Raw genomic sequence first — 20196 nt, forward strand, 5'->3', positions numbered from 1 at the left:
GGCTATCAACCGCAGGCTTTCATGTCCACCGGCCCGACAAACTCATTGCCGCGACCCATGACGCACGCCACGCTTTGGTTGCGCTGACGTTCCCAGGCTTCCACCGGATAGGTCTTGTTCCAGGCTTCGTACAGTTGACGATCCTGTTTCGACAGGCTCAAGCCGTATTGCTTGCTCATGTAAAAATAAGTCCGGGCGATCATGCCGCGAATGGATGGGCGGGGCATGACCTTCTTTGCCTTGAAGTCGACTTGGGTCAAGCACGAGCCATATTGACCGGTCTGCACCGGCAACCAACCAAAACTGAAGTTATTGCGATCGCCATTCACTTCGCCAATGCTCGGCACCAGGTTGTGCAAATCGGCTTCGGCCTTCTGGTAAGCCGGATCGTAACGGGTGCAGTTCTTGCGTCCGCCTTCCTGCCAGCACTGGCGCTGATGGCCGATCTGCCACGCAGGGACAATGTGCTCCCACTCGATGCGAGCCGCGCGTTTGGCATTTTTGCGTGGCACATAACCACAGGCCGCCAGGTTCACCTTGTTGCCGGTGTATTTGCAACCGCAATAAAACTCGGTGGATTGCGGTGCGTACAGCTTCCAGGCGACTTTTTTGGCTTCATTGAAAGTGCGTGGGGCGGCGGCCTGGGCGCCGAAGGTGATGAACAAAAACAGCAAAGCAAACCAGCGGACGCTCATTGACTCAATCTTCCTTCGGCACAACCCAGAAAATCTGCACGCCGCCATCGTCGCGATAGGCGAGGGTGACGTTGTCGTTCTCGTCGATTTCTTCGAGCAATTGCTCCCACTCATCCACGGGTTCATCCGGCAGGCGGAAGATCAGTGCGGCTTTGGCTTTTTGAGCGGTGGGGGAATTGATGATTTTCTGAACGCGCATGCCCATGCGTTCATAGGTGCCAGGAGAGGTGGAGGTGGTAGCCACGGGATTATCCTTATTAAGCTGTACGTGCATACAGTATTTAACTGTAAGCATTTTCGCAACTGCTTAAAATTCAAGAAAATCCTCTGACAGTGGTTTTTTCCGTTTGGTGTAGGAAGAGCGAAATTTTTTTGTCGGCGTTTTGCGGAGGGCGTTAACCACTCGTCAACGCTGACGAGTGGTTAATAAAGTGCCCGACCAGAACCGGTGGGGCGAGGGCGAATCAATATTCCCAGAACATCCGTTGCAGCTCTTTGCTGTCGTTGGTCTTGGTCAGTGCAACCATGGCCAGGATGCGGGCTTTTTGCGGGTTCAAATCGTGCGCGACAACCCAGTCGTATTTGTCGTCAGGCTGTTCGGCGTTACGCAGGACGAAACCGCCAGCGTTCACGTGAGACGAACGAATGATTTGAACGCCGTCCTTGCGCAGGGCTTGCAGGGCTGGAACCACGCGAGAGGAAACCGAACCATTGCCAGTACCGGCATGGATGATCGCTTTGGCGCCGGACTGCGCCAGTGCCTTGTAGGCCGTGTCGCTGACATTGCCGTAGGAGTAGGCGATTTCTACGTCGGGCAGGCTCTTGATGGTTTTGATGTCGAATTCCGAGTCCATGGTGTGACGCTTGGCCGGCAGGCGGAACCAGTAGGACTTGCCTTCAACCACCATGCCCAACGGACCCCAGGCACTTTTAAACGCTTCCGTCTTGATGTTGATCATCTTGCTGACGTCGCGACCCGACTGGATCTCGTCGTTCATGGTCACCAGGACGCCTTTGCCGCGCGCTTCTTTGCTGCTGGCGACGGCGACGGCGTTATACAGGTTCAACATGCCGTCGGCCGACATCGCAGTGCCTGGACGCATGGAGCCGACGACGATGATCGGCTTGTCGGTTTTTTCCACCAGGTTCAGGAAGTAAGCGGTTTCTTCCAGGGTATCGGTGCCGTGGGTGATCACGATGCCATCGACGTCTTTGCTGTCGGCCAGTTCGGCCACGCGACGGCCCAACTGAAGCAGGTTGTCATTGGTGATGCTTTCCGAGGCGATCTGCATGACCTGCTCGCCACGAACATTAGCCAATTGGCTCAATTCCGGAACACCGGCAATCAACTGTTCGATGCCAACTTTTGCCGCCTGGTAAGTTGCGCTGTTCGCGGCGCTCGCGCCTGCGCCGGCAATGGTGCCGCCAGTGGCCAGGATGACCACGTTCGCCAGCTTCTGTTTGGTTTCGACTTCTTTTGCTTGAAGGGCAGCAGGCAGGAGGAGCAAGAGGGCCAAAGCGCCCGGAATAAAAGTATTGAAAGCAGATTTCATTATTTTCTCTCTAGTAGTGAGACGGTGCTGATGCAAGTTCATCTAGATGCGCCCCTGGCAGATCTGAACGCCGGGGGTATGGGTGAAGAGCAGGATCTGTACCAGTCAAACGTCGATAGAAAAAAATATCTAACCTTATGATTTATATAGGTAATTGTTTTTAGTCTGATGCATGTTAAACGTCATGTTGTCCGGGTTTCCGAATGTGGTGTGCGTTTGCGTTCGGCTCTCCGAAAATGCCTACGACTTTTGCTGGCAAATTCGCCTTGCCAGATCTGCAATCAGTGCTAAAGAAAACCTCGCGCAGGTCGATGCCCCTGAAAGGTTATTTTTCTTACAGGAGTTAACGTGTCCTTCTCTATCGGTTTTCCAAATGCAGGCGCGATCACCATCGGTGGCAAATCCCCGTCAACGATCAATGCCTTGAGCGAAGCGACGGCAGATGCCTCGACAGCGGTTCTGGATAAGGAAGAGGGCCGCGACAACCAGGTTCGAACCGGTGGCGGAACGCAGGGCGCCGAAGCCAAGTCCGAAGGCGGCAGCACCCAAAGTATTGCGGTGCAAACGCTGCTCAAGCGTATGCAGGAACTGCAACAGCAACTGCGCGAACAACAGCAGCAATTGGCCGCCGCTCAGGCAGCGACTTATCCGACGCCGGAAGCCAAGGCTACAGCGGTCATGTCGATCCAGGGACAGATCGCCGACACCACCGGAGCGCTGTCACAAGTGACGGGTAATCTGGTGAAAGAGCTGGCCAAGGACTCCAGTACGGGTGGCCTGATCAGCACCACTGCGTAACGTGGAGGGGGAGGTTTTGTTTGCGAAGACGCCAAACAGCTCGTTGACAAATCCTGGCAGGATTCGCATAGTTCGGTCTACGCAAACGTTTGCGCGACCCTGTTCGCAGTCTGACTCCTGACGATTGGGGTCCAGGCGTTACTCCAGCGCAAGCACTGCTCACAATAATCATAAGATCGGAGTGAACCCATGAAGCTGCCATTCGCTGGACGTCTTCTTGCTGTCGCTATGCTGGCTGTCGCATCCGCTGCACTGCCTGTCTCATCGGCATTCGCCGAGTCTCCTGAAAAACCCAAAGTCGCGCTGGTCATGAAGTCCCTGGCCAACGAATTCTTCCTGACCATGGAAGATGGCGCCAAGGCCTACCAGAAAGACCATTCCGGCGAATTCGAGTTGATCTCCAACGGCATCAAAGACGAAACGGATACCGCTGGCCAGACACGCATCGTCGAGCAAATGATCCTGGCCAAAGTCAATGCACTGGTCATCGCTCCGGCGGATTCCAAAGCCATGGTTCCGGTGATCAAGAAAGCCATCGACGCCGGAATCACCGTGATCAACATCGACAACCAGCTGGATCCTGCCGTCGTCAAAAGCAAGAACATGACGGTGCCGTTCGTGGGCCCGGATAACCGCAAAGGCGCGCGTCTGGTCGGCGAGTACCTGGCCAAGCAACTGAAGGCCGGTGACGAAGTCGGCATCATCGAAGGCGTGTCCACCACCACCAACGCCCAGGCCCGTACCGCTGGTTTCAAAGATGCGATGGAAGCGGCGCAGATCAAAGTCGTTTCATTGCAGTCTGGCGACTGGGAGATCGACAAGGGCAACAAGGTTGCCGCCTCGATCCTCAGCGAGTACCCGGATGTCAAAGCCCTGCTGGCCGGTAACGACAGCATGGCCGTCGGTGCCGTTTCCGCCGTGCGTGCAGCGGGCAAGGCCGGCAAGGTGCAAGTGGTCGGTTACGACAACATCAACGCCATCAAGCCGATGCTCAAGGACGGTCGCGTTCTGGCGACCGCCGACCAGTTTGCAGCCAGGCAAGCGGTGTTCGGTATCGAGACTGCGCTGAAGATCATCAAGGGCGAGAAGGTCGACAGCGGCACCAACGGCGTGATTGAAACCCCGGTAGAACTGGTTACCAAGTAGGCCTTCTGGCGACACAACGGTGCTCGCCCGTCGGGGCGGGCACATGGAGAGTTTTATGTCCGTTTGCGCCCCGAACGCTGTCCTCTCGGTCAGCGGTATCGGCAAGACCTACGCTCAACCTGTCCTGACCGGCATTGACCTGACGCTGATACGCGGCGAAGTGCTGGCGCTGACCGGCGAGAATGGCGCGGGTAAAAGCACGCTGTCGAAGATCATTGGCGGGCTGGTGACGCCGACTACTGGCCAGATGCAGTTTCAGGGGCAGGATTACCGCCCCGGCAGTCGGACCCAGGCCGAAGACCTGGGCATCCGCATGGTCATGCAAGAACTCAATCTGTTGCCGACACTGTCGGTGGCGGAAAACCTGTTTCTCGATAATTTGCCCAGTACCGGTGGCTGGATCAGTCGCAAGCAACTGCGCAAGGCGGCGATCGAGGCCATGGCTCAGGTCGGCCTCGATGCGATCGATCCGGACACTCTGGTCGGCGACCTCGGTATCGGTCACCAGCAAATGGTCGAGATTGCCCGCAACCTGATTGGCGACTGCCATGTACTAATCCTCGACGAGCCGACGGCCATGCTGACGGCGCGCGAAGTCGAGATGCTGTTCGAGCAAATCACCCGCCTTCAATCGCGAGGCGTGTCGATCATCTATATCTCTCACCGCCTCGAAGAGTTGGCGCGGGTCGCCCAGCGCATTGCGGTTTTGCGCGACGGCAACCTGGTCTGCGTCGAGCCGATGGCCAATTACAACAGCGAGCAATTGGTCACCCTGATGGTCGGTCGCGAGCTCGGCGAACACATGGACATGGGGCCACGCAAGATCGGCGCTCCCGCGTTGACGGTCAAGGGCCTGACCCGCTCCGATAAGGTTCGCGATGTGTCCTTCGAAGTTCGCACTGGCGAAATCTACGGTATCTCCGGATTGATCGGGGCAGGGCGCACCGAGTTGCTGCGTCTGATCTTCGGTGCCGATACCGCCGACAGTGGCACGATCGCGTTGGGGTCACCGGCCCAAGTGGTGAGTATCCGTTCGCCGGCCGATGCGGTGAGTCACGGCATCGCTCTGATCACCGAAGACCGCAAGGGCGAAGGCTTGCTGCTGACCCAGTCGATCAGCGCCAACATTGCCATGGGCAACATGCCGGTGATTTCCAGTGCTGGTTTCGTCAACAACGCAGACGAGATGTCTTTGGCCCAGCGTCAGATCGACGCCATGCGTATTCGCAGCTCGAGCCCGACGCAACTTGTCTCCGAGCTGTCCGGTGGCAACCAGCAAAAGGTCGTGATCGGCCGTTGGCTGGAGCGTGACTGCTCGGTGATGTTGTTCGATGAGCCAACCCGTGGCATCGATGTCGGCGCCAAGTTCGACATATACAGTTTGCTTGGCGAGTTGACTCGACAGGGCAAGGCGCTGGTGGTGGTGTCCAGCGACCTGCGCGAGCTGATGCTGATTTGCGACCGGATCGGCGTGCTGTCGGCGGGGCGCCTGATCGACACGTTCGAGCGTGACCGCTGGACCCAGGATGACTTGCTTGCCGCCGCTTTTGCCGGCTACCAAAAACGTGATGCGCTGCTCAATGAAGCGGCGCCTAGGGACCTTCCATGAAAACTGCATCTTCTGCCAGCAAACGTAGTGGCAATTTCTACGGTCTGGGCACCTATCTGGGCCTGGCCGGTGCCTTGCTGGCGATGATTGCGCTGTTCTCGGTATTGAGCAGCCACTTTCTGTCTTATGACACTTTCAGCACGCTGGCCAACCAGATTCCCGATTTGATGGTGCTGGCGGTCGGCATGACTTTCGTGTTGATTATCGGTGGCATCGACCTGTCGGTCGGCTCGGTGTTGGCGCTGGCGGCTTCAACCGTCAGTGTGGCGATTCTCGGCTGGGGCTGGAGCGTTCTGCCGGCGGCACTGCTTGGAATGGCGGCGGCAGCATTGGCCGGGACCATCACCGGTTCGATCACCGTGGCCTGGCGGATACCTTCGTTCATTGTGTCTTTGGGTGTGCTGGAAATGGCCCGGGGCGTGGCCTATCAGATGACCGGTTCACGCACGGCCTACATCGGAGATGCCTTCGCCTGGCTGTCCAACCCGATTGCCTTCGGCATCTCGCCGTCGTTCATCATCGCCTTGCTGATTATCTTCGTTGCCCAAGCCGTGTTGACCCGTACGGTGTTCGGTCGCTACCTGATCGGCATTGGCACCAATGAAGAAGCGGTGCGTCTGGCCGGGATCAATCCAAAACCTTACAAGGTGCTGGTGTTCAGCCTGATGGGGCTATTGGCCGGTATTGCTGCGCTGTTTCAGATTTCCCGGCTGGAAGCGGCAGATCCGAATGCCGGCTCCGGGTTGGAGTTACAGGTGATCGCTGCCGTTGTTATCGGCGGCACCAGTTTGATGGGAGGACGTGGCTCTGTGATCAGCACGTTCTTCGGGGTCCTGATCATTTCCGTATTGGCGGCCGGTCTGGCGCAGATCGGTGCGACCGAGCCTACCAAGCGCATCATCACCGGCGCAGTCATTGTTGTGGCGGTGGTGCTGGATACTTATCGCAGTCAACGCGCAAGCCGGCGGACCTGAATCATGGCAACGATCAAGGATGTAGCCGCACTGGCGGGCATTTCCTACACCACGGTGTCCCATGTGGTGAACAAGACCCGACCGGTCAGCGAAAAAGTGCGGGTCAAGGTCGAGGCGGCAATCAAAACCCTGGATTACGTGCCGAGTGCCGTCGCCCGCTCGCTGAAAGCCAAGACCACCGCCACCATCGGTTTGTTGGTTCCTAACAGCCTCAACCCGTACTTCGCCGAGTTGGCGCGAGGCATCGAAGACTACTGCGAGCGCAAAGGGTATTGCGTCATCTTGTGCAACTCCGATGACAACCCGGACAAGCAACGCAGCTACCTGCGTGTGTTGCTGGAAAAGCGTATTGACGGTTTGATCGTGGCGTCGGCGGGTGGCGATGCGGGGTTGGCGCAAGGCCTGGCCGGCGTGCGTACGCCGATGGTCATCGTCGACCGCGGGCTGGAGGGGGTGAATGTCGATCTGGTACGCATCGACCACGAATACGGCGCCTATCTGGCCACGCGACATTTGCTGGAGCTGGGGCATCGGGACATCGCCACCATCGGCGGCCCTTTGGGCACCAGTGTGGCGCAAATGCGTCTGGCCGGTTATTGCCGTGCCTTGCACGAGGCGGGCGTCGAAGTGAATCCCGAGCGCATGCTGGAAAGCGATTTCACCAGCACCGGGGGATACAGCGCGGCCGCGATTTTGCTGGAACGCAATGCTCCCAGTGCGATCTTCGCCGGCAACGACATGATCGGCATCGGTGTGTTGCGAGCGGCTGCCGAGCGCAACATTCGCGTACCCACTGAATTGTCGGTAATCGGCTTCGACGATATCCAGATGAGCCGTTACGTTTACCCGGCGTTGACCACGGTGGGGCAGTCGATCCTGCAGCTCGGTGAGATGGCGGCGGAAGTGCTTTTGCGCAGGATCGCCACCCCGGATATGGCCACTGATCAACGAATTGTGACGCCGAGTATTGTCTTGAGAGAGTCGACTGCGCCGCTTGCCGGTGTGTTCGTCCAGTACCGTTGAAATAGAAAAGCCGCTAAACCAAAAGCACCGCCGATACAGAATTGATGAGTAGCAATGTATGCCAGCAAAAGTAGTGGTGATAGGCAGCCTGAACATGGACCTGGTAACCCGGGCGCCAAGGTTGCCGCGTGGCGGTGAAACGCTGATCGGCGAGTCGTTTGCCACGGTTTCCGGTGGCAAGGGGGCCAATCAGGCCGTCGCTGCGGCCCGATTGGGTGCCGAGGTGTCGATGGTCGGTTGCGTGGGCAACGATGCGTATGGCGCAGAACTGCGCGAGGCGCTGCTGGCCGAGCGTATCGATTGTGATGCAGTCAGTACCGTCGATGACTCCAGCGGCGTGGCGTTGATCGTAGTCGATGACAACAGTCAAAACGCTATTGTCATTGTCGCGGGTGCCAACGGATCGCTGACGCCGCAAGTCATCGACCGTTTTGACGCCGTGTTGCAGGCGGCGGATGTGATTATTTGTCAGCTGGAAGTACCGGATGCAACGGTGGGCCATGCCCTCAAGCGGGGGCGTGAGCTGGGCAAGACCGTCATTCTCAACCCTGCGCCCGCCAGCCGCCCATTGCCGGCTGACTGGTTTGCCGCCATCGATTACCTGATCCCCAACGAAAGCGAAGCTTGCGTCCTGAGTGGTATGCCGGTGGATTCCCTGGCGTCGGCTGAAGCCGCTGCGACCCGATTGGTTGCCATGGGGGCCGGTAAGGTGATTATCACTTTGGGCGCCCAGGGCTCGTTGTTCGCCGATGGCTCGCGCCTGGAGCATTTTCCCGCACCGAAGGTGAAGGCAGTCGATACCACGGCCGCCGGGGACACCTTTGTCGGTGGTTTTGCCGCCGCATTGGCCGCTGGAAGCAGCGAAGCCGAAGCGATCCGGTTCGGTCAGGTCGCAGCGGCGTTGTCGGTCACCCGGGCTGGCGCACAACCTTCGATTCCCACGTTGTCTGACGTACAGGCGTTCAAAGCACCATGAAAAAAACACCGCTGCTCAATATCGCGCTGTCTCGGTTGATCGCCTCCCTGGGGCACGGCGACATGGTCGTCATCGGCGATGCCGGTCTGCCGGTGCCATCAGGCGTCGAACTGATTGATCTGGCGCTGACTCAAGGGATTCCGGATTTCATCAGTACCTTGAAGGTTGTGCTGAGCGAAATGCAGGTCGAAAGCCATGTTCTGGCCCAAGAGATCCTGAGCAAGCAGCCGCCAGCATTGAGTGTGCTGGACGAACTGAATGCCGAAGGTCAGCTGGGTTCGCGCGAGTTGCTCAGTCATGACCAGTTCAAGGTCCTCAGCCGACAGGCACGGGCGATTGTTCGTACAGGAGAATGTGCGCCGTACTGCAACATCGTGTTGGTGTCGGGAGTGACATTCTAACGCTGCCTACATTCGTTTCCCCCAAGCACAAGGAGTGCGACATGAACCGCTATGCTGAGAAACTGCACCATCTGCTCCGGAGTCTGCTGCTTTTGTCCCTGATTACTGCAACGAGCGCCCAGGCGGCGGACAAGATCGACTTGATCATCGACACCGATCCGGGCGCCGACGATGTGGTCGCTTTGCTGTTCGCCCTGGCATCACCCGAAGAACTGAACATTCGTGCGCTGACCACCGTGGCCGGCAATGTGCGACTGGACAAGACATCGCGTAACGCGCGACTGGCTCGTGAATGGGCGGGGCGCGAAGATGTGCCGGTGTATGCAGGAGCGCCGAGGCCCCTGATACGTGCCCCGATCTATGCCGAGGACATTCATGGCAAGGAAGGGCTGTCGGGTATCACCGTTCATGAGCCGAAGAAAGGCCTGGCTGATGGCAATGCAGTCAATTACCTGATTGATACCTTGAGGGCTGCCAAGCCCCACAGCATCACCATCGCGATGCTCGGTCCACAGACCAATCTGGCCCTGGCGCTGATCCAGGAACCTGGAATCGTTCAGGGCATCAAGGAGGTGGTGGTCATGGGTGGTGCGCATTTCAACGGTGGCAACATTACTCCGGTGGCCGAGTTCAACTTGTTCGCCGACCCACAGGCCGCCGAAGTCGTATTGAAAAGTGGCGTGAAGCTGACCTATCTACCGCTGGACGTGACCCATAAAATCCTCACCAGCGAATCGCGCCTGAAGCAAATTGCCGCGCTGAACAACAATGCCAGCAAGCTGGTGGGCGATATTCTCAACGAATACATCAAAGGCGATATGGAGCACTACGGCATTGCGGGTGGCCCAGTGCACGACGCGACCGTCATCGCCTACCTGCTCAAGCCCGAACTGTTTAGCGGTCGCTCAGTCAACGTGGTTGTTGATAGTCGCGACGGCCCGACCTTTGGCCAAACCATTGTCGACTGGTATGACGGACTGAAAGCGCCGAAGAATGCTTTTTGGGTCGAAAGTGGCGACGCTCAGGGTTTCTTCGACTTGCTGACTCAGCGCCTGGCTCGTCTGAAGTAAAACCACCCGCCCGCAGGTGCCAGCCTGCGGGTTTTACGCCCGTCCTGCCTCTGCCGCGGCCTTTTGGTCCGCCAGGTGTTTTTCGAAAATCTGTTCGATGAAAGACTGTGCGGCCTCAGTCCCCAAGTCCCTGACGAGCAGGTCGATGCCGATAATGGCGAGTTCTTCCGTACTGCTTGGGCTGTAAGAGCTGTGCCCGTCTTGCCACTTGGCTTTGATGTCGGCGTCGATGCTTACGGTGGTCATGATGGCACTCGTTAAGTCGGGAAAGTCTGAATGTCGAGTTAACCATTTTTGCGCGGTGTTTGGCACTCCGACTTAGGCATGAGGGGAGGGCTATGCGACACTTGGTTTTTGGCGAATTTTCAAGGACCGCGCTGTGCAGATCGATTTGAACACTCCTGACGGTTTGACCCTTGAGGCGGTGCGCCAGTTATTGGCATCCGCCAGTGACGACGAACACACTCAGTTGCGGGTTACCAAGGGCGGTATCGCCTACATTTCTTCAGGCGTCGTAGGCGGCACTGATATCGACGGGCTGAGATTTCGGCTGGAGACGTGGGCTAAAGGCTCGGGATATGTAGGCTTGGTCGCAGCCAGTGACGAGGTCTGGGTCATGCAGATCTTCAATGCGCTGAAAGACAACTGGCCGAACCCACCGTATGACTACATCGACGTTTATTAAGCGCTATTAATATTCAGTCACGATTGAGTGCTAAAGGGCAGGGCAATGCTCAGGCAAACTCAGCGCTCGTCCGAAATGGGGGCGGGGTGATGGCATTCACCTTGAAACCAATCGCCAGAACGGCGGTCGCACGATCTCAGCTTAACTATTGAAAAAGGAGGCTTCATGCCTTGGAAGCTCGCGTCATTGGGTGCCTTGTTGGCCGCTACTCTGCTGGCAGGTTGCAGCAGCACGTCGCCTGAGTCGGCAACGGACCCTGTAACGACGACTGACACGGGTCATAGCCGCTGTGAAGCAAAGGCTGCCGAATTCACCCTTGGCAAACCAGCCTCACCGCAACTGCTGGAGCAGGCGCGCACTCGCGCAGGCGCACAGAACGCACGATTCCTGTCGCCTAACGACATGGTGACCCTGGAGTACCGCTCCGATCGTTTGAACCTGAACACCGATGCCAATCGGGTAGTCACTCGCGTCAACTGCGGCTGATCGCACCAGGCTTTTGTTTCGCCCATAAAAAACCCCGCCACATGGACGGGGTTTTTTTAGTGCGGCTGAAAATTACTCAGCGCGGACTTGTGCAGCTTGCATACCCTTTTGGCCTTTCTCAGCCACGAAGGAAACGGTTTGGCCTTCTTTCAGGCTTTTGAAACCGTCGCTTTCGATAGCTTTGAAGTGTACGAACAGGTCGTCACCGCCACCTTGAGGAGTGATGAAGCCGAAGCCTTTTTCATCGTTGAACCATTTAACGGTGCCGGTTTGGCGATTAGACATGGTGTATCTCCAAGAAACATATATTTTCAGTAGTGCTGTGCTGCTCAGGCCAACTGGGCACACCCGAGTATCATAGTCGAAATGTTCGCTTTGGGAGCCCCCCGGACGTGCTGTTTGCCTTCATGATGCATGTTTTTCGTAGCGTCGAATGGCTGGAAGCCCCGGTTTAAGCGGCTTTTCGCTTAAAAAAACGGATGTAAAAAAAGCCATAAAAGCTGCGTAAATAATGTAAATCAAGCGTTTTTGGGCCATTTCAGGCCCTTGGGTTGCTCAAAAAGAGCTTTGCAAAACCTTATTTCTGGACTCTGCACACCGAGATTTCTTTCAGGGCGCGCTGGCCCAGTTCCTGGCTAGGCGGTGTTTTTTTGTCCATCAGCTGCGCGATTTCTTGCGTGGTGAATTTCTTCTCCAGAACGTCGGCACCGCATGCACAGTGCTTCTTTGCTTCGGCCGGGTTTACGCTTTGGCTGGCCGCTTTAGTGCAATCTCCCATGTACTGGTCTTTCACGCCGGTTGGCCAGGCGGCGTGTGCACTCAGTGGCAGTAGCAAGGCCAGCGGGGCGGCGAAGGCTAAAAGACGGATAACGCGCATGTCAGGAACTCCTTGGGGTGGATAGTCTGTAGCGATTCTCAGCCTATTTGAGGTGGCCCGTACATCTCAAGTTCACTTTGCGCCCTGGAAAGTGTGGAAATCTTCATTGTCCGAACGCGTACGCATCGACGACCGTTCATCTGTGCTAGCATGCCACGCTCGGGCGTTTGCAAGCTCCGGATGACCTTCAGTCCCGGTGGCGGCAATTGCGCGAATAACCCTGATTTGAATCCCAGTCACTCTGGTTCGGTTTTCCGGTTGGCCGCAAGGCTCCTGCCGCTGTAAGGCAGGCGTTCGTCATTGAATGGCCTGGATCGGATCTTGTACTGGCTCATCCCAACCCACGTGACCTTTGGTAGGGGTCACCACTAGGAGAGGAGGCGCCATGCCAACTATTACTCTTCCCGACGGCAGTCAACGTTCATTCGATCACCCGGTTTCCGTAGCCGAGGTCGCCGCATCCATTGGTGCAGGTCTGGCCAAGGCCACCGTGGCCGGCAAGGTCAATGGCAAGCTGGTCGACGCCAGCGACATCATCGACAGCGATTCCACGCTGCAAATCATTACGCCAAAGGATGAGGAGGGGCTGGAGATCATTCGCCACTCTTGCGCCCACCTGGTTGGCCACGCGGTCAAGCAGTTGTACCCGACCGCCAAAATGGTGATCGGGCCGGTCATTGACGAAGGCTTCTATTACGACATCGCCTTCGAGCGTCCTTTTACTCCGGACGACCTGGCCGCCATCGAACAGCGCATGCAACAGCTGATCGAAAAAGATTACGACGTGATCAAGAAAGTCACTCCGCGCGCCGAAGTGATCGAAGTGTTCAAGGCCCGCGGTGAAGACTACAAACTGCGCCTGGTCGAGGACATGCCGAACGAACAGGCCATGGGTCTGTACTATCACGAAGAGTACGTCGACATGTGCCGCGGTCCGCACGTGCCGAACACGCGCTTCCTGAAGTCCTTCAAGCTGACCAAGCTGTCCGGCGCCTACTGGCGTGGCGATGCCAAGAACGAGCAATTGCAGCGCGTTTACGGCACCGCGTGGGCAGACAAGAAGCAACTGGCGGCTTACATCCAGCGCATCGAAGAAGCTGAAAAGCGTGATCACCGCAAGATCGGCAAGCGCCTGGGCCTGTTCCACACCCAGGAAGAGTCGCCGGGCATGGTGTTCTGGCACCCGAACGGCTGGACTCTGTACCAGGTCCTCGAGCAGTACATGCGCAAGGTTCAGCGCGACAACGGCTACCTGGAGATCAAGACTCCTCAGGTCGTTGACCGCAGCCTGTGGGAGAAATCCGGGCATTGGGCCAACTACGCCGACAACATGTTCACCACCCAGTCGGAAAACCGCGACTACGCCATCAAGCCGATGAATTGCCCTTGCCACGTGCAAGTGTTCAATCAAGGCCTGAAAAGCTACCGCGAGTTGCCGATGCGCCTGGCCGAATTCGGTGCCTGCCACCGTAACGAGCCATCGGGTGCGCTGCACGGCATCATGCGTGTGCGTGCGTTCACTCAGGATGACGCCCACATCTTCTGCACTGAAGAGCAGATGCAGGCTGAATCCGCAGCGTTCATCAAGCTGACCATGGACGTTTACGCCGATTTCGGCTTTAAAGACGTCGAGATGAAGCTGTCCACTCGTCCGGAAAAACGCGTTGGTTCCGACGAATTGTGGGATCGCGCCGAAGCTGCATTGGCTGCAGCCCTTGATAGCGCTGGCCTGCCGTACGACTTGCAGCCGGGCGAAGGTGCGTTCTACGGTCCGAAGATCGAGTTCTCGCTGAAAGATTGCCTCGGTCGCGTCTGGCAGTGTGGTACCCTTCAGCTCGATTTTAACCTGCCTGTCCGTCTGGGAGCCGAATACGTCTCCGAAGACAACAGTCGCAAGCACCCGGTAATGTTGCACCGGGCGATCCTGGGTTCCTTCGAACGTTTCGTCGGAATTCTGATCGAGCACTACGAAGGGGCATTCCCCGCGTGGCTGGCGCCGACCCAGGCAGTGATCATGAATATCACTGATAAACAGGCTGATTTCGCCGCCGAAGTTGAAAAAACTCTCAACGAAAGCGGGTTTCGTGCCAAGTCTGACTTGAGAAATGAAAAGATCGGCTTTAAAATCCGCGAGCATACTTTGCTCAAGGTTCCCTATCTCTTGGTTATCGGAGATCGGGAAGTCGAGATGCAGACTGTCGCTGTGCGTACTCGTGAAGGTGCTGACCTGGGCTCGATGCCCGTCGCCCAGTTCGCTGAGTTTCTCGCGCAAGCGGTTTCCCGGCGTGGTCGCCCAGATTCGGAGTAATTATTATTAAGCGTGAAATGAGACAAGATAAACGAGCTGCACCGAAAGCCCCGATCAACGAGAATATCTCGGCACGCGAGGTTCGGTTAATTGGGGCTGAAGGTGAGCAGCTTGGGATTGTGTCAATTGAAGACGCGCTTCTTAAGGCTGAAGAGGCCAAGCTGGATTTGGTGGAGATTTCCGCCGATGCAGTACCCCCTGTTTGCAAGCTGATGGACTACGGCAAGTCGATCTTCGAGAAGAAGAAGCAGATTGCTGCGGCCAAGAAAAACCAGAAGCAGATTCAGGTTAAAGAAATCAAGTTTCGTCCAGGGACGGAGGAAGGGGATTACCAGGTAAAACTGCGCAACCTGGTACGTTTCCTGAGTGATGGGGACAGGGCCAAGGTATCCTTGCGATTCCGCGGCCGTGAGATGGCCCACCAGGAGCTGGGGATGGAACTCCTCAAGCGAGTTGAAGGTGACTTGCTCGAGTACGGTTCGGTCGAACAGCATCCTAAGATGGAAGGACGCCAGCTGATCATGGTCATCGCCCCGAAAAAGAAGAAGTAATCAACAGGGCACGGCAGGCCTTCTGATTATGTTTATCAACTGAATGCGGAGTATCCGAACATGCCAAAAATGAAGACCAAAAGTGGTGCTGCTAAGCGGTTTCTGAAAACTGCTAACGGTATCAAGCACAAGCACGCTTTCAAGAGCCACATCCTGACTAAAATGTCGACCAAGCGTAAGCGTCAACTGCGCGGTAGCAGCTTGCTGCATCCGTCTGACGTGGCAAAAGTCGAGCGCATGCTGCGCCTTCGTTAATTTTAGTCAAGAATAGAGGAAGTAACTCATGGCTCGTGTAAAGCGTGGCGTCATTGCCCGTAAACGTCACAAAAAAATTCTGAAACTTGCTAAAGGCTACTACGGCGCTCGCTCGCGCGTATTCCGTGTTGCCAAGCAAGCGGTAATCAAGGCAGGCCAATACGCCTACCGTGACCGTCGTCAGAAAAAACGTCAGTTCCGCGCTCTGTGGATCGCTCGTATCAACGCTGGTGCACGTATCAACGGTCTGTCCTACAGCCGTTTCATCGCCGGCCTGAAAAAAGCGTCCATCGAGATCGACCGTAAGGTTCTGGCTGATCTGGCAGTGAACGAAAAAGCGGCGTTTGCTGCGATTGTCGAGAAAGCTAAAGCCACCTTGGCTTAAGTACCCCCGACAGTCACCCGGCCTCACCTCTGTGGGGCCAGGTGTTAAACGTCATAAATAGGGGAAGAGCCTTCAAGCTCTTCCCCTATTTTGTATCTGGAGTCTGTACATGGAAAACCTGGACGCGCTCGTCTCTCAAGCACTAGAGGCTGTGCAAAGCGCTGAAGATATCAATGCCCTGGAGCAAATCCGGGTTCACTACCTTGGCAAAAAGGGTGAATTGACTCAGGTGATGAAGACCCTGGGGAATTTGCCGGCAGAAGAGCGTCCGCAAGTCGGTGCGCTGATCAACGTTGCCAAGGAGCGTGTCACAGAGGTTCTCAATGCGCGCAAGGCACTGTTTGAAGAGGCTGATCTAGCCGCCAAACTGTCCGCCGAGTCGATTGACGTGACCCTGCCTGGCCGCGGCCAGACCTCCGGTGGTCTGCATCCGGTTACCCGCACTCTGGAACGTATCGAACAGTTCTTCACCCATATAGGCTACGGCATCGCCGAAGGCCCTGAGGTCGAAGACGATTATCACAACTTCGAAGCACTCAACATCCCAGGCCATCACCCGGCCCGGTCGATGCATGACACCTTCTATTTCAATGCAAACATGTTGCTGCGCACCCATACCTCACCGGTACAGGTCCGCACCATGGAATCAAAACAGCCGCCGATCCGCATCGTCTGCCCAGGCCGTGTGTACCGTAGCGACTCGGATATCACCCACTCGCCGATGTTCCACCAGGTCGAAGGCCTGCTGGTCGATCGCGATATCAACTTCGCCGACCTGAAAGGGACTATCGAAGAATTCCTGCGCGTGTTCTTCGAAAAAGAACTGGCCGTACGTTTCCGCCCATCCTACTTCCCGTTCACCGAGCCATCCGCAGAAGTCGACATGGAATGCGTGATGTGCAGCGGTAAAGGCTGCCGTGTCTGCAAGCAGACGGGCTGGCTGGAAGTGATGGGCTGCGGCATGGTTCACCCGAACGTGTTGCGTATGTCCGGGATCGACCCGGAAGAGTTTTCGGGCTTTGCCTTCGGCATGGGCGTTGAGCGTCTAGCCATGCTGCGTTACGGCGTGAACGACTTGCGTCTGTTCTTCGACAACGACTTGCGGTTCCTCGCGCAATTTCGCTAGTCGTAACGAATTCTTAGGAGAGCAGGATGAAATTCAGTGAACAATGGCTGCGTGGCTGGGTAAGCCCGCAGGTAAGTCGTGACGAGCTGGTTGCTCGTTTGTCGATGGCCGGTCTTGAGGTCGATAGCGTTACTCCGGCCGCCGGCGTATTCAGCGGCGTGATAGTGGGCGAGGTGCTGAGCACCGAACAGCACCCGGACGCCGACAAGCTGCGCGTTTGCCAGGTCAGCAATGGCACGGAGACTTTTCAGGTCGTATGCGGTGCGCCAAACGTGCGCCCGGGCCTGAAGATCCCGTTCGCCACCATCGGTGCCGAGCTGCCAGGCGACTTCAAGATCAAGAAAGCCAAGCTGCGTGGCGTTGAGTCCAACGGCATGCTGTGTTCGCAAGCCGAACTGCAAGTGGGCGAAGGCAACGATGGCCTGATGGAGCTGCCGGCCGATGCGCCGGTGGGCCAGGACATTCGTGAGTACCTGAACCTGGAAGATGCCAGCATCGAGGTCGACCTGACCCCGAACCGCGGTGACTGCCTGTCCCTGGCCGGTCTGGCCCGTGAAGTTGGCGCACTGTACGCCGCCCAGGTCACTCGCCCGGTTGTTGCTTCCGTTCCAGCCGTGCACGACGAAGTGCGTTCGGTTGAAGTGCTGGCTCCGGCGGCGTGCCCGCGTTATCTGGGGCGTGTGATCCGTAACGTCGATCTGTCCAAGCCTACACCGCTGTGGATGGTCGAGCGTCTGCGTCGTGCTGACGTGCGCAGTATCGACGCAGCTGTCGACATCACCAACTACGTGATGCTGGAGCTGGGTCAACCGCTGCACGCCTTCGACCTCGCCGAAATCAATGGCGGCATCCGCGTGCGGATGGCCGAAGAGGGCGAGAAGCTGGTACTGCTCGACGGTCAGGAAGTTACCCTGCGTAGCGATACGCTGGTGATTGCCGACCACACCCGCGCTCTGGCAATTGCTGGCGTTATGGGCGGAGAGCACAGCGGCGTCAACACCGCGACTACGCGCGATATTTTCCTGGAAAGCGCATTCTTCGATCAGATTGCAGTCGCTGGCAAGGCTCGTTCCTACGGCCTGCACACTGACGCTTCGCACCGCTACGAGCGTGGCGTGGACTGGCAATTGGCCCGTGAAGCCATGGAGCGCGCTACTGGCCTGCTGCTGGAAATCACCGGTGGCGAAGCCGGCCCGATCATCGAAACCGTCAGCGAGCAACATCTGCCGAAGATCGCTCCGGTTACCTTGCGCGCGCAACGCATTACTCAAATGCTGGGCATGGAAATGGATTCGGCCGAAGTTGAGCGTCTGCTCAACGCTTTGGGCTTGTCCGTTTCGGCCGATGGGGCAGGGCAATGGCGCGTTGAAGTGCCAAGCCATCGCTTCGATATCAGCCTGGAAGTCGATTTGATCGAAGAGCTGGCCCGCCTGTACGGCTACAACCGTCTGCCGGTTCGTTACCCGCAAGCTCGCCTGGCGCCGCAAGCCAAAGCGGAAGCGCGTAGCGATTTGCCTGAACTGCGTCGTCTGCTGGTGGCGCGTGGTTATCAGGAAGCGATTACTTACAGCTTCATCGATCCGAAACAATTCGAACTGTTTAATCCGGGTGTGGAGCCGCTGCTGCTGGCCAACCCGATTTCCAACGACATGGCTGCCATGCGCTCGTCCTTGTGGCCGGGTCTGGTCAAGGCGCTTCAGCACAACCTGAACCGTCAACAGGACCGCGTCCGTCTGTTCGAAAGTGGCCTGCGTTTCGTCGGTCAACTGGAAGGCCTGAAGCAAGAGTCGATGTTGGCCGGTGTTGTATGTGGTAGCCGTCTGCCGGAAGGCTGGGCGCAGGGTCGCGATGTCGTGGACTTCTTCGACGTCAAGGCTGACGTGGAAGCGGTGCTTGGTTTTGCCGGCGCGTTGGATTCGTTCACTTTCGTGCCGGGTAAACACCCTGCGTTGCACCCGGGTCAAACCGCGCGCATCGAACGTGAAGGCCGTTTGGTAGGTTTTGTAGGTGCCATTCACCCTGAATTGTCGAAAACCCTCGGGCTCGATCGTCCAGTCTTCGTTTTTGAGCTGGTTCTGGCTGAAGTGGCGTTGGGCAAAATGCCTAAATTCAGCGAGTTGTCGCGCTTCCCTGAAGTACGACGTGACCTTGCGCTGATCGCCGAAAAAGACGTTGCAGCCAGCGCTGTTCTGGACGTAATCCGTGAAAATGCAGGCGAATGGCTGACAGACCTCAGGCTATTTGACGTGTATCAGGGTAAAGGCATTGATCCTGATAGAAAAAGCCTTGCAGTTGGCTTGACCTGGCAGCATCCATCGCGCACTCTTAATGACGATGAGGTGAATAACACTACGCAAAACATCCTCACCTCGCTCGAACAAAGGTTGAACGCCACGTTAAGGAAGTGACGTATGGGGGCTCTGACGAAAGCTGAGATGGCGGAACGTCTGTATGAAGAGCTGGGCCTGAATAAACGGGAGGCCAAGGAATTGGTCGAACTGTTTTTTGAAGAAATCAGGCACGCTCTTGAAGACAACGAACAAGTCAAATTGTCCGGTTTCGGAAATTTCGACCTTCGAGACAAACGCCAGCGGCCTGGCCGCAATCCGAAAACGGGTGAAGAAATCCCGATCACGGCTCGCCGTGTGGTCACCTTTCGTCCAGGGCAGAAGTTGAAGGCCCGAGTTGAGGCTTATGCTGGAACCAAGTCATAACGACGAGCTACCCGTCATCCCAGGCAAACGCTACTTCACCATCGGTGAAGTTAGCGAGCTGTGTGCCGTAAAACCGCACGTGCTGCGCTATTGGGAGCAGGAGTTTCCTCAACTCAACCCCGTCAAACGTCGCGGGAATCGCCGGTATTATCAGCGACAAGACGTGCTGATGATCCGGCAGATCCGCGCGCTCCTTTACGATCAAGGATTCACCATCGGCGGCGCGCGTTTGCGCTTGTCCGGCGATGAAGCCAAAGACGACACCACCCAATACAAGCAGATGATTCGACAGATGATTGCCGAGTTGGAAGATGTGTTGGTAGTACTCAAGAAATAATTTTCTGAGTTTGAATACTTCCAGTTTTCAAACGCTTGCGATATATTCTTGAGCGTCCCTCGAGAAGAGGGACGAGTTTCACGCCTAGTCGGGGCGTAGCGCAGTCCGGTAGCGCACTAGCATGGGGTGCTAGGGGTCGAGTGTTCGAATCACTCCGTCCCGACCATATTTTCTGAGTAAAATCAGACACTTGAGCCGATCAGATAGATCGGCTTTTTTGTGTCTGC

General features: G+C 56.9%; 24 protein-coding genes and 1 tRNA gene. 19 read left to right on the forward strand and 6 right to left on the reverse strand.

Annotated elements, in window-relative coordinates; genetic code table 11:
* Positions 1-5 precede the first annotated feature (5 nt).
* From LOY55_RS10660 to LOY55_RS10670, 3 genes are all read right to left on the reverse strand, one after another.
* Complete coding sequence (locus LOY55_RS10660) at positions 6-695, reverse strand: endonuclease (RefSeq protein WP_046028251.1); 690 nt, start codon at positions 693-695, stop codon at positions 6-8.
* Between the two features lie 4 nt (positions 696-699).
* Positions 700-990, reverse strand: a complete 291-nt coding sequence (locus tag LOY55_RS10665; RefSeq protein WP_046028250.1) for a DUF1654 domain-containing protein — start codon at positions 988-990, stop codon at positions 700-702.
* A gap of 169 nt (positions 991-1159) precedes the next feature.
* Positions 1160-2248 (reverse strand): asparaginase, encoded by a 1089-nt coding sequence (locus LOY55_RS10670; RefSeq protein WP_046028247.1) that lies wholly within the window; start codon positions 2246-2248, stop codon positions 1160-1162.
* A 348-nt stretch (positions 2249-2596) separates the two neighbouring features.
* On the opposite strand from LOY55_RS10670, the gene LOY55_RS10675 reads away from it, so the two are divergent.
* The 8 genes from LOY55_RS10675 (at position 2597) to LOY55_RS10710 (ending at position 10245) form a co-directional block, all read left to right on the forward strand.
* A complete protein-coding gene (locus tag LOY55_RS10675) occupies positions 2597-3046 on the forward strand; it encodes a hypothetical protein (protein ID WP_223523290.1) in 450 nt (149 codons plus the stop codon).
* A 189-nt stretch (positions 3047-3235) separates the two neighbouring features.
* Positions 3236-4192: a sugar ABC transporter substrate-binding protein gene (locus tag LOY55_RS10680; RefSeq protein WP_109785853.1), complete on the forward strand. Its 957-nt coding sequence runs from the start codon at positions 3236-3238 to the stop codon at positions 4190-4192.
* A 55-nt stretch (positions 4193-4247) separates the two neighbouring features.
* Entirely contained in the window at positions 4248-5801 is a 1554-nt protein-coding gene (locus LOY55_RS10685) for a sugar ABC transporter ATP-binding protein (protein WP_223523288.1), read from the forward strand.
* The gene (locus tag LOY55_RS10690; RefSeq protein WP_046028242.1) at positions 5798-6775 is read left to right on the forward strand and encodes an ABC transporter permease; all 978 of its coding nucleotides are present in this window, start codon (positions 5798-5800) and stop codon (positions 6773-6775) included. The genes LOY55_RS10685 and LOY55_RS10690 overlap by 4 nt, the downstream gene beginning before the upstream one ends.
* A 3-nt stretch (positions 6776-6778) precedes the next feature.
* A complete protein-coding gene (locus LOY55_RS10695) occupies positions 6779-7798 on the forward strand; it encodes a LacI family DNA-binding transcriptional regulator (RefSeq protein WP_109785851.1) in 1020 nt (339 codons plus the stop codon).
* 58 nt (positions 7799-7856) lie between these two features.
* On the forward strand, positions 7857-8774 hold the full coding sequence (gene rbsK, locus LOY55_RS10700; RefSeq protein WP_109785850.1) for a ribokinase: 918 nt from the start codon (positions 7857-7859) through the stop codon (positions 8772-8774).
* A complete protein-coding gene (gene rbsD, locus LOY55_RS10705; protein ID WP_109785849.1) occupies positions 8771-9175 on the forward strand; it encodes a D-ribose pyranase in 405 nt (134 codons plus the stop codon). The genes rbsK and rbsD overlap by 4 nt, the downstream gene beginning before the upstream one ends.
* Before the next feature lie 41 nt (positions 9176-9216).
* Positions 9217-10245 carry a nucleoside hydrolase gene (locus LOY55_RS10710; protein ID WP_046028235.1) on the forward strand — a complete coding sequence of 343 codons (1029 nt, stop codon included), beginning with the start codon at positions 9217-9219 and terminating at the stop codon, positions 10243-10245.
* 33 nt (positions 10246-10278) lie between these two features.
* Here LOY55_RS10710 and LOY55_RS10715 read toward each other — a convergent pair whose 3' ends face one another.
* Complete coding sequence (locus LOY55_RS10715) at positions 10279-10491, reverse strand: hypothetical protein (protein WP_046028234.1); 213 nt, start codon at positions 10489-10491, stop codon at positions 10279-10281.
* A gap of 133 nt (positions 10492-10624) precedes the next feature.
* Between LOY55_RS10715 and LOY55_RS10720 the strand changes: the two genes are divergently transcribed.
* Both LOY55_RS10720 and LOY55_RS10725 read left to right on the forward strand, forming a co-directional pair.
* Entirely contained in the window at positions 10625-10930 is a 306-nt protein-coding gene (locus LOY55_RS10720; protein ID WP_019649602.1) for a hypothetical protein, read from the forward strand.
* Positions 10931-11095: 165 nt separating this feature from the next.
* Positions 11096-11416, forward strand: coding sequence for an I78 family peptidase inhibitor (locus tag LOY55_RS10725; protein ID WP_109785848.1), 321 nt, complete (start codon positions 11096-11098; stop codon positions 11414-11416).
* A gap of 72 nt (positions 11417-11488) precedes the next feature.
* Here the strand turns inward: LOY55_RS10725 and LOY55_RS10730 are convergent, their stop codons facing one another.
* Positions 11489-11701, reverse strand: coding sequence for a cold-shock protein (locus LOY55_RS10730; RefSeq protein ID WP_007905882.1), 213 nt, complete (start codon positions 11699-11701; stop codon positions 11489-11491).
* 292 nt (positions 11702-11993) lie between these two features.
* The gene (locus LOY55_RS10735) at positions 11994-12293 is read right to left on the reverse strand and encodes a hypothetical protein (RefSeq protein WP_223523286.1); all 300 of its coding nucleotides are present in this window, start codon (positions 12291-12293) and stop codon (positions 11994-11996) included.
* A gap of 385 nt (positions 12294-12678) precedes the next feature.
* Here LOY55_RS10735 and thrS point away from each other — a divergent pair, with 385 nt between their 5' ends.
* From thrS to LOY55_RS10780, 9 genes are all read left to right on the forward strand, one after another.
* Entirely contained in the window at positions 12679-14601 is a 1923-nt protein-coding gene (thrS, locus tag LOY55_RS10740; RefSeq protein ID WP_010455934.1) for a threonine--tRNA ligase, read from the forward strand.
* Positions 14601-15152, forward strand: a complete 552-nt coding sequence (gene infC, locus LOY55_RS10745) for a translation initiation factor IF-3 (RefSeq protein ID WP_172435341.1) — start codon at positions 14601-14603, stop codon at positions 15150-15152. Before thrS ends, infC begins: the two co-directional genes overlap by 1 nt.
* Before the next feature lie 60 nt (positions 15153-15212).
* Positions 15213-15407, forward strand: coding sequence for a 50S ribosomal protein L35 (gene rpmI / locus LOY55_RS10750; protein WP_002553160.1), 195 nt, complete (start codon positions 15213-15215; stop codon positions 15405-15407).
* 28 nt (positions 15408-15435) lie between these two features.
* Positions 15436-15792: a 50S ribosomal protein L20 gene (gene rplT, locus LOY55_RS10755; RefSeq protein WP_007905879.1), complete on the forward strand. Its 357-nt coding sequence runs from the start codon at positions 15436-15438 to the stop codon at positions 15790-15792.
* A gap of 109 nt (positions 15793-15901) precedes the next feature.
* Positions 15902-16918 carry a phenylalanine--tRNA ligase subunit alpha gene (gene pheS, locus LOY55_RS10760; protein ID WP_007905876.1) on the forward strand — a complete coding sequence of 339 codons (1017 nt, stop codon included), beginning with the start codon at positions 15902-15904 and terminating at the stop codon, positions 16916-16918.
* Between the two features lie 26 nt (positions 16919-16944).
* On the forward strand, positions 16945-19326 hold the full coding sequence (pheT, locus tag LOY55_RS10765) for a phenylalanine--tRNA ligase subunit beta (RefSeq protein WP_223523284.1): 2382 nt from the start codon (positions 16945-16947) through the stop codon (positions 19324-19326).
* 3 nt (positions 19327-19329) lie between these two features.
* Positions 19330-19632, forward strand: coding sequence for an integration host factor subunit alpha (ihfA, locus tag LOY55_RS10770; protein WP_002553164.1), 303 nt, complete (start codon positions 19330-19332; stop codon positions 19630-19632).
* Complete coding sequence (locus LOY55_RS10775; RefSeq protein ID WP_003179985.1) at positions 19613-19969, forward strand: MerR family transcriptional regulator; 357 nt, start codon at positions 19613-19615, stop codon at positions 19967-19969. Before ihfA ends, LOY55_RS10775 begins: the two co-directional genes overlap by 20 nt.
* An 89-nt stretch (positions 19970-20058) precedes the next feature.
* Positions 20059-20135 (forward strand) — tRNA-Pro (locus tag LOY55_RS10780).
* Positions 20136-20196: the final 61 nt, after the last annotated feature.

The organism is Pseudomonas sp. B21-040, from assembly GCF_024748695.1.
Classification (GTDB): Bacteria; Pseudomonadota; Gammaproteobacteria; order Pseudomonadales; family Pseudomonadaceae; genus Aquipseudomonas.